The 15,507-nt window shown below is 69.9% G+C and carries 15 protein-coding genes; all 15 read left to right on the forward strand.

The genetic code is table 11. The annotated features are described in order from the left end of the window. Positions 1–330 precede the first annotated feature (330 nt). The 15 genes from rho (at position 331) to atpA (ending at position 15,489) form a co-directional block, all read left to right on the forward strand. Positions 331–2,367, forward strand: a complete 2,037-nt coding sequence (gene rho / locus ACZ3ZE_RS29015) for a transcription termination factor Rho (protein ID WP_361175597.1) — start codon at positions 331–333, stop codon at positions 2,365–2,367. Between the two features lie 205 nt (positions 2,368–2,572). Then, positions 2,573–3,664, forward strand: a complete 1,092-nt coding sequence (locus ACZ3ZE_RS29020) for an LCP family protein (protein WP_467261387.1) — start codon at positions 2,573–2,575, stop codon at positions 3,662–3,664. Positions 3,665–3,853: 189 nt separating this feature from the next. Continuing rightward, entirely contained in the window at positions 3,854–4,072 is a 219-nt protein-coding gene (gene rpmE, locus ACZ3ZE_RS29025) for a 50S ribosomal protein L31 (protein ID WP_158990484.1), read from the forward strand. 116 nt (positions 4,073–4,188) lie between these two features. Then, positions 4,189–5,265: a peptide chain release factor 1 gene (prfA, locus tag ACZ3ZE_RS29030; RefSeq protein ID WP_361175591.1), complete on the forward strand. Its 1,077-nt coding sequence runs from the start codon at positions 4,189–4,191 to the stop codon at positions 5,263–5,265. 48 nt (positions 5,266–5,313) lie between these two features. Beyond that, positions 5,314–6,159 (forward strand): peptide chain release factor N(5)-glutamine methyltransferase, encoded by an 846-nt coding sequence (gene prmC, locus ACZ3ZE_RS29035; protein WP_361175588.1) that lies wholly within the window; start codon positions 5,314–5,316, stop codon positions 6,157–6,159. Positions 6,160–6,202: 43 nt separating this feature from the next. After that, complete coding sequence (locus tag ACZ3ZE_RS29040) at positions 6,203–6,850, forward strand: L-threonylcarbamoyladenylate synthase (RefSeq protein WP_329424206.1); 648 nt, start codon at positions 6,203–6,205, stop codon at positions 6,848–6,850. After that, complete coding sequence (locus tag ACZ3ZE_RS29045; RefSeq protein ID WP_361175585.1) at positions 6,847–7,500, forward strand: arsenate reductase/protein-tyrosine-phosphatase family protein; 654 nt, start codon at positions 6,847–6,849, stop codon at positions 7,498–7,500. The genes ACZ3ZE_RS29040 and ACZ3ZE_RS29045 overlap by 4 nt, the downstream gene beginning before the upstream one ends. A gap of 141 nt (positions 7,501–7,641) precedes the next feature. Then, positions 7,642–8,901 carry a serine hydroxymethyltransferase gene (locus ACZ3ZE_RS29050; protein WP_361175582.1) on the forward strand — a complete coding sequence of 420 codons (1,260 nt, stop codon included), beginning with the start codon at positions 7,642–7,644 and terminating at the stop codon, positions 8,899–8,901. Between the two features lie 107 nt (positions 8,902–9,008). Then, positions 9,009–10,313, forward strand: a complete 1,305-nt coding sequence (locus ACZ3ZE_RS29055; protein ID WP_361175579.1) for an MraY family glycosyltransferase — start codon at positions 9,009–9,011, stop codon at positions 10,311–10,313. A gap of 274 nt (positions 10,314–10,587) precedes the next feature. Then, on the forward strand, positions 10,588–11,001 hold the full coding sequence (locus ACZ3ZE_RS29060; protein ID WP_361175577.1) for a hypothetical protein: 414 nt from the start codon (positions 10,588–10,590) through the stop codon (positions 10,999–11,001). Between the two features lie 225 nt (positions 11,002–11,226). Further along, positions 11,227–12,036: a F0F1 ATP synthase subunit A gene (gene atpB, locus ACZ3ZE_RS29065; RefSeq protein WP_329424215.1), complete on the forward strand. Its 810-nt coding sequence runs from the start codon at positions 11,227–11,229 to the stop codon at positions 12,034–12,036. A gap of 91 nt (positions 12,037–12,127) precedes the next feature. Then, a complete protein-coding gene (gene atpE / locus ACZ3ZE_RS29070) occupies positions 12,128–12,361 on the forward strand; it encodes an ATP synthase F0 subunit C (protein ID WP_010474382.1) in 234 nt (77 codons plus the stop codon). Between the two features lie 41 nt (positions 12,362–12,402). Further along, positions 12,403–12,948, forward strand: a complete 546-nt coding sequence (locus tag ACZ3ZE_RS29075; protein WP_361175573.1) for a F0F1 ATP synthase subunit B — start codon at positions 12,403–12,405, stop codon at positions 12,946–12,948. Then, complete coding sequence (locus ACZ3ZE_RS29080; protein WP_361623926.1) at positions 12,945–13,760, forward strand: F0F1 ATP synthase subunit delta; 816 nt, start codon at positions 12,945–12,947, stop codon at positions 13,758–13,760. Before ACZ3ZE_RS29075 ends, ACZ3ZE_RS29080 begins: the two co-directional genes overlap by 4 nt. Before the next feature lie 133 nt (positions 13,761–13,893). Next, complete coding sequence (gene atpA, locus ACZ3ZE_RS29085; protein ID WP_361175567.1) at positions 13,894–15,489, forward strand: F0F1 ATP synthase subunit alpha; 1,596 nt, start codon at positions 13,894–13,896, stop codon at positions 15,487–15,489. Positions 15,490–15,507 lie beyond the last annotated feature (18 nt).

The following is a 15,507-nucleotide window of genomic DNA, read 5'->3' on the forward strand; positions in this document are numbered from 1 at the left end:
TTAACCTCAAGTCTGCACCCGACGTCTTTGTGGCGCGGTGCTGAGTGTCCCCATCAGGGACCACCAATTCTTCCGGGAGCCTCCTCCACTGCCTGAGCAGCCTGCCTGAGCAGATTCGAGCACGCTCCGGAACCGGCACGACACCCCTCGCTTTTCTTCTTCGAGGGCCGAGCAGGGGGCGCTCGGGCCGGACCCACAGCTTTTTTCTCTCTTCCGCCGTACCCGGCGGGACCACCGCCCCGACACGGTCCACCAAGCAGGACCGCTGTCGGACAGCACAACCGGTCGCCGAGCCAGATGGCCGACGTCCGCTCCAGGGAAGGACCCTTCGTGAGCGACACCACCGATCTGATGGGCGTGACTGCCGACAACAGTGTCGACACCTCCGCGCCCGCCGAAGGTGCTGCCTCCGGCACCACCGCACGGCGCCGCCGCTCCGGCACCGGCCTTGAGGGCATGGTCCTGGCCGAGCTGCAGCAGGTCGCGTCCGGCCTCGGCATCAGGGGCACCGCGCGGATGCGCAAGAGCCAGCTGATCGAGGTCATCAAGGAGGCGCAGGCCGGAGGGGGCTCCGCCGCCCCCGCCAAGTCGGCCGACGCCGCCGAGACCAAGCCCAAGCGCCGCACCGCCGCCAAGGCCCGTACGAGCGACGCCGAGGCCGCGCCGAAGGCCGAGAAGGCCGAGCCGGTGGCCCAGCAGCAGATCGAGATCCCGGGCCAGCCCGCCTCCGACGACGCCCCGGCCGGCGAGCGCCGCCGCCGTCGTGCCACCGCCCCCGCCGGTTCGCCGGAGGGCGAGGCCAAGGCCGAGGCCGCGCAGGTCGTCAAGACCGAGGCCCGCACCGAGACCAGGACCGAGGCGCAGGGCGACGCCAAGGCCGAGGCCGCCGTCGACGGCGCCGAGGGCCGTGGCCGTCGCGACCGCGGCGAGCGCGGGGAGCGGGGCGAGCGCGGTGACCGCCGCGAGCGTCAGCGCGACCGCCGTGACCGTGGCAAGGGCGACGAGCCGCAGGGCGGTGGCCAGGGCGGCCAGCGCCAGCGTCAGGGCCAGGGTCAGGGCCAGGGTCAGACCCAGGTCCAGGGCCCGCAGGGCGGCCTGCCGGCCGGTCCGCAGGACGACGACGACTTCGAGGGCGGCCGTCGCGGCCGTCGCGGGCGCTACCGCGACCGTCGTGGGCGTCGTGGGCGTGACGAGTTCGCCGCCGGTGAGCCGCAGGTCTCCGACGACGACGTCCTGATCCCCGTCGCGGGCATCCTCGACATCCTCGACAACTACGCGTTCATCCGGACCTCCGGCTACCTGCCCGGCCCGAACGACGTGTACGTCTCCCTCGCCCAGGTCCGCAAGAGCGGTCTGCGCAAGGGTGACCACGTCACCGGTGCCGTGCGCCAGCCGAAGGAGGGCGAGCGCCGCGAGAAGTTCAACGCGCTGGTGCGCCTCGACTCGGTCAACGGCATGGCGCCGGAGTCCGGCCGCGGCCGCCCCGAGTTCAACAAGCTCACCCCGCTGTACCCGCAGGACCGCCTCCGTCTGGAGACCGACCCGGGCGTGCTGACCACGCGGATCATCGACCTCGTGTCGCCGATCGGCAAGGGCCAGCGCGGTCTGATCGTGGCCCCGCCGAAGACCGGCAAGACCATGATCATGCAGGCGATCGCCAACGCGATCACCCACAACAACCCCGAGTGCCACCTGATGGTCGTCCTGGTCGACGAGCGTCCGGAAGAGGTCACCGACATGCAGCGGTCGGTCAAGGGCGAGGTCATCTCCTCGACCTTCGACCGCCCGGCCGAGGACCACACCACCGTCGCCGAGCTGGCCATCGAGCGCGCCAAGCGTCTCGTCGAGCTGGGTCACGACGTGGTCGTCCTGCTGGACTCCATCACCCGCCTGGGCCGCGCGTACAACCTCGCGGCGCCGGCCTCCGGCCGCATCCTGTCCGGTGGTGTCGACTCGACCGCGCTCTACCCGCCGAAGCGCTTCTTCGGTGCCGCGCGCAACATCGAGGACGGCGGCTCGCTGACCATCCTGGCCACCGCGCTGGTCGACACCGGCTCGCGCATGGACGAGGTGATCTTCGAGGAGTTCAAGGGCACCGGCAACATGGAGCTCAAGCTGGACCGGAAGCTCGCCGACAAGCGCATCTTCCCGGCCGTCGACGTCGACGCCTCGGGTACGCGCAAGGAGGAGATCCTGCTCGGTGCCGACGAGCTCTCCGTCACCTGGAAGCTGCGCCGCGTCCTGCACGCGCTCGACCAGCAGCAGGCGATCGAGCTGCTCCTCGACAAGATGAAGCAGACGAAGTCCAACGGCGAGTTCCTGCTCCAGATCCAGAAGACCACCCCTGGAGCGGCGAACAACGACTGACGCGAGACGTCGGTCACACGGCCGCGGGCCGGCTTCGGCCCCGTGATCAAGCCGTGACCTGCATGAACGATGGCGCCCACTGTGTCCGCACGGTGGGCGCCATCGCGTTACCGTCCGTAGCCCTCCGAAACCTCACAGCCTGCTGTGCAACCCTTTTGGGTGTTTCGCCGTCACAGAAGGTGAAACCGAGGCCCGAGGGATGACGATGACCGAGCACAACCAAGGCACCCGAATACGGGGTACCGGCCGCCGCCGGAAGCCGCCCACCAAGGGGCGCCGCGCGGTGACCGTGGCGGCGTGGAGCGCCGCCGCCCTCGTCGTCCTCGGCGGAGCCGGACTCGGCTACGTGTACGTCAAGCTGGACGGCAACATCCAGGGCGTCAACATCAACGCCCAGCTCGGCAAGGACCGTCCCGAGGACGTCGACAACGGCTCGATGGACATCCTCGTCCTCGGCTCCGACTCCCGCTCCGGCGCCAACAGCGCGTACGGCAAGGACGAGGGCGGCGCCCGCTCCGACACCGCGATGGTCGTCCACGTCTACGAGGGCCACCGGAAGGCCTCCGTGGTCTCCATCCCGCGCGACACCCTGATCGACCGCCCGCGGTGCACCGACTCCGAGGGCGCCACCGTGCCGGGGGAGCACCGGGCCATGTTCAACACGGCGTACGAGGTCGGCGGCCCGGCCTGCGCCGTGAAGACCGTCGAGTCGATGTCCGGGATCCGCATGGACCACTACATCGAGGTCGACTTCACCGGCTTCAAGAAGCTCATCGACCGGCTCGGCGGCGTCGAGATCACCACGACGAAGGCCATCAAGGACGGCAAGAGCCACCTCGACCTCGAGCCCGGCACCCACACCCTCGACGGCGAGCAGTCCCTCGGCCTGGTCCGCACCCGCAAGAGCGTCGGCGACGGCAGCGACCTCGGTCGCATCCAGCTCCAGCAGGCGTTCATGAAGGCCTTCATCGAGCAGGTGAAGAGCGTCGGCGTCTTCACCAACCCCAAGACGCTCTTCGACCTCGCCGACACCGCCACCAAGGCCATCACGCCCGACTCCGAGCTCGACTCGGTCAACGAGCTCATGGGCTTCGCCAAGGGCCTGTCGGGCCTCGGCGCCGACGACGTCCACATGGTCACGCTGCCGGTCGAGTACGACCCGCGCGACCCCAACCGCGTCATCCCCCTGGAAGCCCAGTCCCAGCAGGTCTGGAAGGCCCTCAAGGCCGACAGGCCGATCCCGGACTCGGCCACGAAGGACGGCGCCACCGGCAAGGCCGACGGCCTCGTGAAATAGCCCGGGGGGGGGCACCGGGGGGCGCCGGGGGCACCCCCGGGCGCCCCTCGGACGAAGCCCAGGAATAGTTTCGGCCATACCCCGGTTTTGGGAGATGCGGCCGGTCCTGGCAGACTGGTACGTCGGCCCCGGTTCACGCAGGTGCAGCCCGCACGGCGACCCGGAGCCCTCCCGAAACTAGGAGACACCTTGAAGCGCGAGATCCACCCCGAGTACGTCGAGACCCAGGTCAGCTGCACCTGTGGCGCGTCGTTCACCACGCGTAGCACCCTGACCGAGGGCACCATCCGTGCCGAGGTCTGCTCCGAGTGCCACCCGTTCTACACCGGCAAGCAGAAGATCCTCGACACCGGCGGCCGCGTCGCCCGCTTCGAGGCCCGCTTCGGCAAGGGTGCGGCCAAGAAGTAGCACGTCACTGCGCCGGTCCTTGGTCGCTCCCGCTCGGGGGCACCGGACCGGCGCTTTGCCGTCCCCGCAGTGGTTCCCGCAGCAGCCCTTTCCGAAATTCACCCCAGGAGCACCCGATGTTCGAAGCGGTCGAGGAACTGGTCGGCGAGCACGCCGACCTCGAGAAGAAGCTCGCCGACCCTTCGGTCCACTCCGACCAGGCGAACGCGCGCAAGCTCAACAAGCGTTACGCGGAGCTGACCCCGATCATCGGCGCGTACAAGGCCTGGAAGCAGACGGCGGAGGACATCGTCACCGCCAAGGAGCTGGCCGCCGACGACCCCGACTTCGCCGCCGAGGTCAAGGAGCTGGAGAAGCAGCGCGAGGAGCTGACGGACCGGCTCCGGCTGCTGCTCGTCCCGCGCGACCCCAGCGACGACAAGGACGTCATCCTGGAGATCAAGGCCGGCGCGGGCGGCGACGAGTCCGCCCTGTTCGCCGGCGACCTGCTGCGGATGTACCTGCGCTACGCCGAGCGCGTCGGCTGGAAGACCGAGATCATCGACGCCACCGAGTCCGAGCTGGGCGGCTACAAGGACGTCCAGGTCGCCGTGAAGACCAAGGGCGGCAACGGGGCCACCGAGCCCGGCCAGGGCGTCTGGGCGCGCCTGAAGTACGAGGGCGGGGTGCACCGCGTACAGCGCGTGCCCGCCACCGAGTCGCAGGGCCGCATCCACACCTCCGCCGCCGGCGTGCTGGTCACCCCGGAGGCCGAGGAGGTCGACGTGGAGATCCACGCCAACGACCTGCGCATCGACGTCTACCGCTCGTCCGGTCCCGGCGGCCAGTCCGTCAACACCACCGACTCCGCGGTCCGCATCACCCACCTGCCGACCGGCATCGTCGCCTCCTGCCAGAACGAGAAGAGCCAGCTCCAGAACAAGGAGCAGGCCATGCGCATCCTGCGGTCCCGGCTGCTCGCCGCCGCGCAGGAGAAGGCCGAGGCCGAGGCCGCGGACGCGCGCCGCAGCCAGGTCCGCACGGTCGACCGCTCCGAGAAGATCCGGACGTACAACTTCCCGGAGAACCGCATCTCGGACCACCGCGTCGGCTTCAAGGCGTACAACCTGGACCAGGTGCTCGACGGCGAGCTGGACCCGATGATCCAGGCCTGTGTCGACGCCGACTCCGCCGCCAAGCTGGCCAACGCGTAAGTCCGCGCCCGCCCTTGTAAAGCCCCACCCGCACCACGGAGGACCAGCGTGAACCTGCTGCTTGCCGAGGTGGCCCAGGCCACCCAGCGGCTGGCCGACGCCGGCGTTCCCTCACCGCGTTTCGACGCCGAGGAGCTCGCCGCGTTCGTGCACGGCGTCAAGCGGGGGGAGCTGCACAACGTCAAGGACGCGGACTTCGACGCCCGCTACTGGGAGACGATCGCGCGCCGCGAGGCGCGCGAACCCCTCCAGCACATCACCGGACGGGCCTTCTTCCGCTACCTGGAGCTCCAGGTGGGCCCCGGCGTGTTCGTGCCCCGCCCGGAGACCGAATCGGTCGTCGGCTGGGCCATAGACGCCGTACGGGCCATGGACGTCGTCGAGCCGCTCATCGTCGACCTGTGCACCGGCTCGGGCGCCATCGCGCTCGCCATGGCGCAGGAGGTGCCGCGCTCGCGCGTGCACGCGGTCGAGCTCTCCGACGACGCGCTCGTCTGGACCCGCAAGAACGCCCAGGGCTCGCGCGTCACCGTGCACCAGGGCGACGCGCTGACCGCGCTCCCGGAGCTCAACGGCCAGGTCGACCTCGTCATCTCCAACCCGCCGTACATCCCGCTCACCGAGTGGGAGTACGTGGCCCCCGAGGCCCGCGACCACGACCCGGACATGGCCCTGTTCTCCGGCGAGGACGGCCTCGACACCATCCGGGGCATCGAGCGCACCGCGCACCGGCTGCTGCGGCCCGGCGGGCTCGTCGTCATCGAGCACGCGGACACCCAGGGCGGGCAGGTGCCGTGGATCTTCAACGAGGAGGCCGGCTGGGCGGACGCCGCCGACCACCCCGACCTGAACAACCGGCCGCGCTTCGCGACCGCCCGCAAGGCCACCCCATGACCAACCAGTCCAGGCACGACGCGTACGAGAAAGCAGGCGAGTGATGGCCCGGCGATACGACTGCAACGAGGCGACGGACCGGGCGACGGGTCTGCGTGAGGCCGCGTCCGCCGTACGCCGCGGCGAGCTCGTCGTGCTGCCCACCGACACCGTGTACGGGATCGGCGCGGACGCCTTCAGCTCGGAGGCCGTCGCGGACCTGCTCGCGGCCAAGGGCCGCGGCCGGAACATGCCCACGCCCGTCCTCATCGGCTCCCCGAACACGCTGCACGGCCTCGTCACGGACTTCACCGAGCAGGCCTGGGAGCTCGTCGACGCCTTCTGGCCCGGCGCGCTCACCCTGGTCGCCAAGCACCAGCCCTCGCTCCAGTGGGACCTCGGCGACACCCGGGGCACCGTCGCGATCCGCATGCCGCTGCACCCGGTCGCCATCGAGCTGCTCACCGAGGTCGGCCCGATGGCAGTCTCCTCGGCCAACCTGACCGGACACCCGTCGCCGGAGGACTGCGACGCCGCCCAGGGCATGCTCGGCGACTCCGTCTCCGTGTACCTCGACGGCGGGCCGACCCCCGGCATCGTCCCGTCGTCGATCGTCGACGTGACGGGCAAGGTGCCCGTGCTGCTGCGCGCCGGCGCGCTCACCGCGGAGGAGCTCCGGAAGGTGGTACCCGACCTCGAGGTGGCGAATTGACCGCCCCTGAGGGGCGTGGCATAGCGGGGCACCCGAACGACGGCACCACCTTCCGCATCCTCCACGTCAGCACCGGCAACGTCTGCCGCTCGCCGATCACCGAGCGGCTGACCCGGCATGCCCTGAGCGACCGCCTCGGCGATCCGCTGGGCGGCGGCCTCATCGTGGAGAGCGCGGGTACCTGGGGCCACGAGGGCGCCCCCATGGAGGCCAACGCGGAACTGGTCCTCGCCGACTTCGGCGCCGACCACACCGGCTTCGTGGGGCGCGAGCTCCTCGACGAGCACGTCATCCGCGCCGACCTGGTCCTCACCGCGACCCGCGACCACCGCGCGCAGGTCATCTCGATGGGCCACTCGGCGGGCCTGCGCACCTTCACCCTGAAGGAGTTCACCCGCCTCGTCCGGGCCATAGACCCGACGACCCTCCCCGACCCCCGCGACGGCCACGACACGATCGACCGCGCCCGCGCCCTGGTCCGTGCCGCCGCCGCTCTACGCGGGTGGCTCCTGGCCCCGTCGGCCGAGGCGGACGAGGTGAACGACCCGTACGGGGCGCCCATCACGTTCTTCCGCTCGATCGGCGACGAGATCCAGCAGGCGCTGGACCCGGTGGTCACGGCGCTGACGGGCGTGGCCGCGAAGCGCTGACGGGGCCCGCCCGCGAAGCGCTGCAAGGGGGCTCCGGCGCGTCGGCAGGGGCCGGTCGGCCCCGGGTGGCCCCGTGGGGCGGCGAAGGCGGCTCGGCGTGCCTACAGTGGATTTCCAGACCGCTCACGCCCGGAGCCCCCCATGCCGGTCACCGCGCCTCCCGAGGCAGAACACCAGAGCCCGCTCGACGTGCTGCGCCGCCAGGACCCCGAGGTCGCCGACGTGCTGCTCGGGGAGGCGCGCCGGCAGGGGGACAGCCTCCAGCTGATCGCCGCCGAGAACTTCACCTCGCCGGCCGTCCTCGCCGCCCTCGGCTCGCAGCTCGCGAACAAGTACGCCGAGGGATATCCCGGCGCCCGGCACCACGGCGGCTGCGCGTACGCCGACGCCGCCGAGCGGATCGCCGTCGACCGGGCGCGCTCCCTCTTCGGCGCCGAACACGCCAACGTACAGGCCCACTCGGGCTCCTCCGCCGTCCTCGCCGCCTACGCGGCACTGCTGCGCCCCGGGGACACCGTGCTCGCCATGGGACTCGCGTACGGCGGGCACCTCACGCACGGCTCGCCCGCGAACTTCTCCGGCCGCTGGTTCGACTTCGTCCCGTACGGCGTGGACGCGGAGACGGGACTCGTCGACTACGAGCAGGTCGCCGCGCTCGCCCGGCACCACCGGCCCAAGGCGATCGTCTGCGGCTCGATCTCCTACCCCCGGCACCTGGACTACGCGGTCTTCCGGACCATCGCCGACGAGGTCGGCGCCTATCTGATCGCCGACGCCGCCCACCCCCTGGGCCTGGTCGCCGGCGGCGCGGCCCCGAGCCCCGTCCCGTACGCGGACATCGTCTGCGGCACCACGCACAAGGTGCTGCGCGGCCCGCGTGGCGGGCTGCTGCTGTGCGGGGCGGAGCTGGCCGAGCGGGTCGACCGCGCGGTGTTCCCGTTCACCCAGGGCGGGGCGCAGATGCACACCATCGCCGCCAAGGCCGTCGCCTTCGGCGAGGCGTCCACGCCGGCCTTCACCGAGTACGCCCATCAGGTGGTCGAGCACGCCCGCGTGCTGGCCGCCGCGCTCGCCGCCGAGGGCTTCGCGCTGACCACCGGCGGCACCGACACCCACCTCATCACCGCCGACCCGGCGCCGCTGGGCGTCGACGGGCGCACCGCCCGGACCCGGCTGGCCGCCGCCGGTGTGGTTCTCGACACGTGCGCGCTGCCGTACGGGGACGGCCGGGGCATCCGGCTCGGCACGGCCGCCGTGACGACGCAGGGGATGGGGGCGCCGGAGATGGCCCGGATCGCCGCGCTGTTCACCGCCGCGCTGCGGGACGACCCTCGGGAATCGGCCAGGGTGCGCGCCGAAGTGCGGGAGCTGACCGGGCGTTTTCCCCCGTATGGCCGGTAAAAGGCGGGTCGCCGCAACCATGCGCGCGGCTGGTGTGTCCTCGACCATGGGGACGGCCCGGCTAGGGTGTGGGGCTTAGATGGCCAGCGATTCCTGTGGGGCAGCCCGTGCGTGATTACCTGCTGACGCTCTGTGTCACGGCCGCGGTGACCTATCTGCTGACCGGTCCGGTGCGGAAGTTCGCCATCGCGACCGGGGCGATGCCGGAGATCCGCGCCCGCGACGTACACCGAGAACCGACACCGCGGCTCGGTGGCATCGCCATGTTCTTCGGGCTGTGCGCGGGACTTCTGGTCGCCGACCACCTGCAGAACCTCAACAGCGTCTTCGAGCTGTCCAACGAGCCGCGCGCGCTGCTCTCCGGCGCCGCCCTGATCTGGCTGATCGGTGTCCTCGACGACAAGTTCGAGCTGGACGCGCTGATCAAGCTGGGCGCGCAGATGATCTCCGCCGGCGTGATGGTGATGCAGGGTCTGACCATCCTGTGGCTGCCGATCCCCGGCGTCGGCACGGTCGCGCTCACCCAGTGGCAGGGCACCCTTCTGACGGTCGCCCTGGTCGTCCTCACCATCAACGCGGTGAACTTCGTCGACGGTCTCGACGGTCTCGCCGCCGGCATGGTCTGCATCGCCGCCGCGGCCTTCTTCCTGTACGCGTACCGGATCTGGTTCGGCTACACGATCGAGGCGGCGGCGCCCGCGACCCTGTTCGCCGCGATCCTGATGGGCATGTGCCTGGGCTTCCTGCCGCACAACATGCACCCGGCGCGGATCTTCATGGGCGACTCGGGCTCGATGCTGATCGGTCTGATCCTGGCGGCCTCGGCCATCTCCATCACGGGCCAGGTCGACCCGGACGCGCTGAAGATCTTCGAGGGCTCGACGAAGGCGGCCACGCACGCGGCGCTGCCGGTCTTCATCCCGCTGCTGCTGCCGCTGACCATCATCGCGATCCCGATGGCGGACCTGGTGCTCGCCATCGTGCGCCGCACCTGGAAGGGCCAGTCGCCGTTCGCCGCGGACCGCGGGCACCTGCACCACCGGCTCCTGGAGATCGGGCACTCGCACAGCCGTGCCGTGCTGATCATGTACTTCTGGTCGGCGCTGATCGCCTTCGGCACGCTGGCCTACTCGGTGCACTCGACGTCGATGTGGATCGTCCTCACCGTGGTCGTCCTGAGCGCGGTCGGTCTGGTGCTGTTGCTGCTGCCGCGGTTCACGCCGCGTGCCCCGCGCTGGGCGGAGGCGGTCGTGCCGCCGCGCTACCGGCGCCGCAAGGCCGTCCCGCTCGCGGAGTTCCCCGAGGAGCCTGCGGAGGAGCGCGTTCCGGTGCCCGCGGGGGTCAACGGATCGACCGCGATCGGCAACCGGGCGCGCTTCACCGACCGGAGTAAGGCCGGAGCGCGTGGTTGACGCACCCGTTTGCGAATGCCGCATCGGATGCCAATACCAGACAAGTCGCCCCGCTGTCCTGCACACACGGGCGCGTTAACTCTCAGGTGTGACAGTTGGCACACCTCACGAGTAAAGACCTATTCAAATAGTTTGTGATACGGTTCACGAGACCCGGCGCCAGTGCCGAAAGACCGTAGTGCGACGGTCTGTTGGCCCCGAGACCCACCTCGGACCGGGCTTACGCTCGTCCTTGACGACACCATCGCCCCCTCCAGCAAGCGGAGACACCGCCATGCCGTCCAACGACGCACGCCTACTGCTGCACACCGCCGTACCCACCGCTGCCGCCGGCGCCATCGCGACCGTCGTCAGTGGTGTCGTCGCGGGCGGCAAGGGCGCTCTCGGCGCCGTCGTCGGCACCCTGGTGGTGCTCCTCTTCATGGGGCTCGGGCTGGTGGTCCTGCAGCGGACGGCGAAGAAGCTCCCGCAGCTCTTCCAGGCCATGGGGCTCATGCTCTACACGGCCCAACTGCTGGTGCTCTTCATCTTCTTGGCCTTGCTGAAGGACACGACCGCGTTCGACTTCAAGGCCTTCGCGTTCACGCTTCTCGCCACGACCGTGGTGTGGGTCGCCGCCCAGGCCCGGGCCTATATGAAGGCCAAGATCATGTACGTCGAGCCCGAGAAGTCGGGGCCGAAGTCATGAAGGGTAGGGCCGGGATAAAGACGAGTTCGGCTTCCTGCTATCGTCCGGTGCCAACTGCGGCACTGCGGGCGTGGGCATCCGAAACGGCGCCTGTCCCAGCGCGAGGCTCGATGCCGAACCGCCGCCCCCTTATCCGTAAGACCAGTCCAGTGCCGACCCGCGGCTGCGTGCCGCGCCGACACAACGAGGTTGCCGTACCTATGCGCCACGCTGAAGGAGCCCGCGGTGAGTGCTGACCAGACGCTTGCCTTCGACCCGGATTGCCACATCTTCACCGGATGCGGCTTCCCGGCGCCGGGGCTGCACACGTTCATGTACGAGCCGATCGCCACATGGGGGAGCTTCGAGCTCACGAAGCCCATGCTGCTCGCGATCCTGGGCTCGATCGTGGTCGTCGGCTTCTTCTGGGCCGCTTTCAACAAGCCCAAGCTGATCCCCGGCAAGATGCAGATGGTCGGCGAGGCCGGTTACGACTTCGTGCGCCGCGGCATCGTCTACGAGATCATCGGCAAGAAGGACGGCGAGAAGTACGTCCCGCTGATGGTGTCGCTGTTCTTCTTCGTGTGGATGCTCAACCTCTGGTCGATCATCCCGCTCGCCCAGTTCCCGGTCACGTCGCTGATCGCCTTCCCGGCGGCCCTCGCACTGATCGTGTACGTCCTCTGGGTGTCGCTGACCTTCAAGAAGCACGGCTTCGTCGGCGGCTGGAAGAACATCGTCGGCTACGACAAGTCGCTCGGCCCGATCCTTCCCCTGGTCGTCGTTCTCGAGTTCTTCTCGAACCTGCTGATCCGGCCCTTCACGCACGCGGTCCGACTGTTCGCGAACATGTTCGCCGGTCACCTGCTGATCGTGATGTTCTCGCTGGCGACGTACTACCTCATGCACGGCCTCGGCTTCGTCTACGCCGGCGCCTCGTTCGTGATGGTTCTCGTGATGACCGCCTTCGAGCTCTTCATCCAGGCCGTCCAGGCGTACGTCTTCGTCCTCCTGGCCTGCAGCTACGTCCAGGGCGCGCTCTCCGAGCACCACTGAGCCGACCCGGCCCGCAGCACCACACCTCCCAACCCACAGTCGTCCGGTGGCCAACCCCCACCGGGTCCTTGAAAGAGAAGGAAGAACCGGCATGTCCGCTCTCGAGACTCTCGCCGCCGTCAACGGAAACGTCGCCTCCATCGGCTACGGCCTCGCGGCCATCGGCCCCGGCGTCGGCGTCGGCATCATCTTCGGTAACGGCACCCAGGCCCTCGCCCGTCAGCCCGAGGCGGCCGGCCTGATCCGTACCAACCAGATCATGGGTTTCGCCTTCTGTGAGGCGCTTGCCCTCATCGGCATCGTCATGGGCTTCGTCTACAAGTAAGCCGGACCGACAGCCCGACCCTTTTTACGGAAGGCACTGATGTGAACGCTCTGCTTCTTGCGGAAGCGGCGGAGCCCCAGCCTCCGCTCATCCCGCATCTCGATGAGCTCGTCATCGGCCTGATCGCCTTCGTCATCGTCTTCGGCTTCCTCGCCAAGAAGCTCATCCCGAACATCAACAAGGTTCTGGAAGAGCGCCGCGAGGCCATCGAGGGTGGCATCGAGAAGGCCGAGTCGGCCCAGATCGAGGCTCAGAGTGTGCTGGAGCAGTACAAGGCCCAGCTCGCCGAGGCCCGCCACGAAGCCGCGCGTCTCCGCCAGGAGGCGACGGAGCAGGGCACCGCGATCATCCAGGAGATGAAGGCGGAAGGCCAGCGCCAGCGCGAGGAGATCGTGGCGGCCGGTCACACCCAGATCGAGGCCGACCGCAAGGCCGCGTCCACCGCGCTGCGTCAGGACGTCGGCAAGCTGGCCACCGACCTGGCCGCGAAGCTGGTCGGCGAGTCCCTCGAGGACGTCGCCCGCCAGAGCCGCACCATCGACCGCTTCCTCGACGAGCTCGAGGAGAAGGCCGAGGCCGTCCGATGAACGGAGCGAGCCGCGAGGCACTGGGCGCCGCACGTGAGGCCCTCGACGCGCTGACCGACAACACGTCGGTCGACGCGGCGAAGCTGGCCGGTGAGCTGGCCGCGGTCACCGCGCTGCTCCACCGCGAGGTGTCGCTGCGCCGGGTCCTGACCGACCCGGCCCAGGCGGGCGAGGCCAAGGCCGAGCTCACGCAGCGACTCCTGGCCGGTCAGGTGGGCGGCGAGACCGTCGACCTGGTCTCCGGACTGGTCCGCGCGCGCTGGTCGAGCTCCCGTGACCTGGTCGACGCGGTCGAGGAGCTGGCGAACATCGCCGACCTCACCGCCGCCCAGCGGGCGGGCGCCCTCGACGACGTCGAGGACGAGCTGTTCCGGTTCGGCCGGATCGTCTCGTCCAGCACCGAGCTCCGCTCGGCGCTGACGGACAAGACCGCCACGGCCACGGCCAAGGGCGAGCTGCTGCGCAGCCTGCTCGGCGGCAAGGCCCACGCGGTCACCGAGCGACTCGTCGTCCGTCTGGTGACCCAGCCCCGGGGACGTAGCCTGGAAGCGGGACTCGAGTCCCTGTCCAAGCTCGCCGCGGCGCGCCGGGACCGGATGGTCGCGGTCGTCACCTCGGCGGTGCCGCTGAGCGATCAGCAGAAGCAGCGCCTCGGTGCCGTGCTGGCCAAGCTGTACGGCCGGCAGATGCACCTGAACCTGGACGTGGACCCGGCGGTCCTCGGCGGGATCACCGTGCGGGTCGGCGACGAGGTCATCGACGGCAGCATCGCGGAGCGCCTCGGTGAGGCGACCCGGCGACTGGCCGGCTGACACCAGCCGCCACACCAAGCAAGACAGCAACATGCGGCCCGGTTGGGCCGTGCAGAGATTGCAGAAGTTCCTGGGGGTCGGCCCCCAGACCCCTAAGAAACTTCGGGCCCAACAAGGAGAGCAGGGAACCCAGATGGCGGAGCTCACGATCCGGCCGGAGGAGATCCGGGACGCGCTGGAGACCTTCGTCCAGTCGTACCAGCCGGACGCGGCCTCGCGCGAGGAGGTCGGCACGGTCAGCCTGGCCGGCGACGGCATCGCGAAGGTGGAGGGTCTTCCCTCGGCCATGGCGAACGAGCTGCTGAAGTTCGAGGACGGGACCCTCGGTCTCGCGCTGAACCTCGAAGAGCGCGAAATCGGCGCGATCGTCCTCGGCGAGTTCAGCGGCATCGAGGAGGGTCAGTCGGTGCAGCGCACCGGCGAGGTCCTCTCCGTCGGTGTCGGTGAGGGTTACCTGGGTCGCGTCGTCGACCCGCTCGGCAACCCGATCGACGGTCTCGGCGAGATCGCGACCGAGGGCCGCCGCGCCCTCGAGCTGCAGGCCCCGGGCGTTATGGCCCGTAAGTCGGTCCACGAGCCGATGGAGACCGGCTACAAGGCCGTCGACGCCATGACGCCGGTCGGCCGTGGTCAGCGTCAGCTGATCATCGGTGACCGTCAGACCGGCAAGACCGCGCTGTGCATCGACACGATCATCAACCAGCGTGACAACTGGCGCTCGGGCGACGTCAACAAGCAGGTGCGCTGCATCTACGTCGCCGTCGGCCAGAAGGGCTCCACCATCGCGTCCGTCCGCGGCGCGCTGGAGGAGGCCGGTGCCCTCGAGTACACGACCATCGTCGCCGCCCCGGCGTCCGACCCGGCCGGCTTCAAGTACCTGGCGCCGTACACCGGTTCCGCCATCGGTCAGCACTGGATGTACCAGGGCAAGCACGTCCTGATCGTCTTCGACGACCTGTCGAAGCAGGCCGACGCCTACCGCGCCGTGTCGCTGCTGCTGCGCCGCCCGCCGGGCCGCGAGGCCTACCCGGGTGACGTCTTCTACCTGCACTCGCGTCTGCTCGAGCGCTGCGCGAAGCTGTCGGACGAGCTCGGCGCGGGTTCGATGACCGGTCTGCCGATCGTCGAGACGAAGGCGAACGACGTCTCGGCGTTCATCCCGACCAACGTCATCTCCATCACCGACGGCCAGTGCTTCCTGGAGTCCGACCTGTTCAACGCCGGCCAGCGTCCGGCCCTGAACGTCGGTATCTCGGTCTCCCGAGTCGGTGGCTCCGCCCAGCACCCGGCCATGAAGCAGATCGCCGGCCGCCTCCGCGTGGACCTGGCCCAGTTCCGTGAGCTGGAGGCCTTCGCCGCCTTCGGTTCGGACCTGGACGCCGCGTCGAAGGCGCAGCTGGAGCGCGGTCAGCGCATGGTCGAGCTGCTCAAGCAGGCTCAGTACCAGCCGATGCCCACGGAGAACCAGGTCGTCTCGGTCTGGGCCGGCACCACCGGCAAGATGGACGACGTCCCGGTCGCCGACATCCGTCGCTTCGAGGCCGAGCTCCTGGCGTACCTGCGCCAGAGCCACTCCGGTCTCATGACCTCCATCCGTGAGGGCAAGAAGATGTCGAACGACACCCTGACGGCCGTCGCCGACGCCATCGCGGAGTTCAAGAAGCAGTTCGAGACGTCTGACGGCAAGCTGCTCGGCGAGGACGCTGCCGCCGTCAACGTCTCGAAGTGACGACGGAAGGGACCTGAC

It is taken from the genome of Streptomyces sp. NPDC023157, from assembly GCF_055560575.1.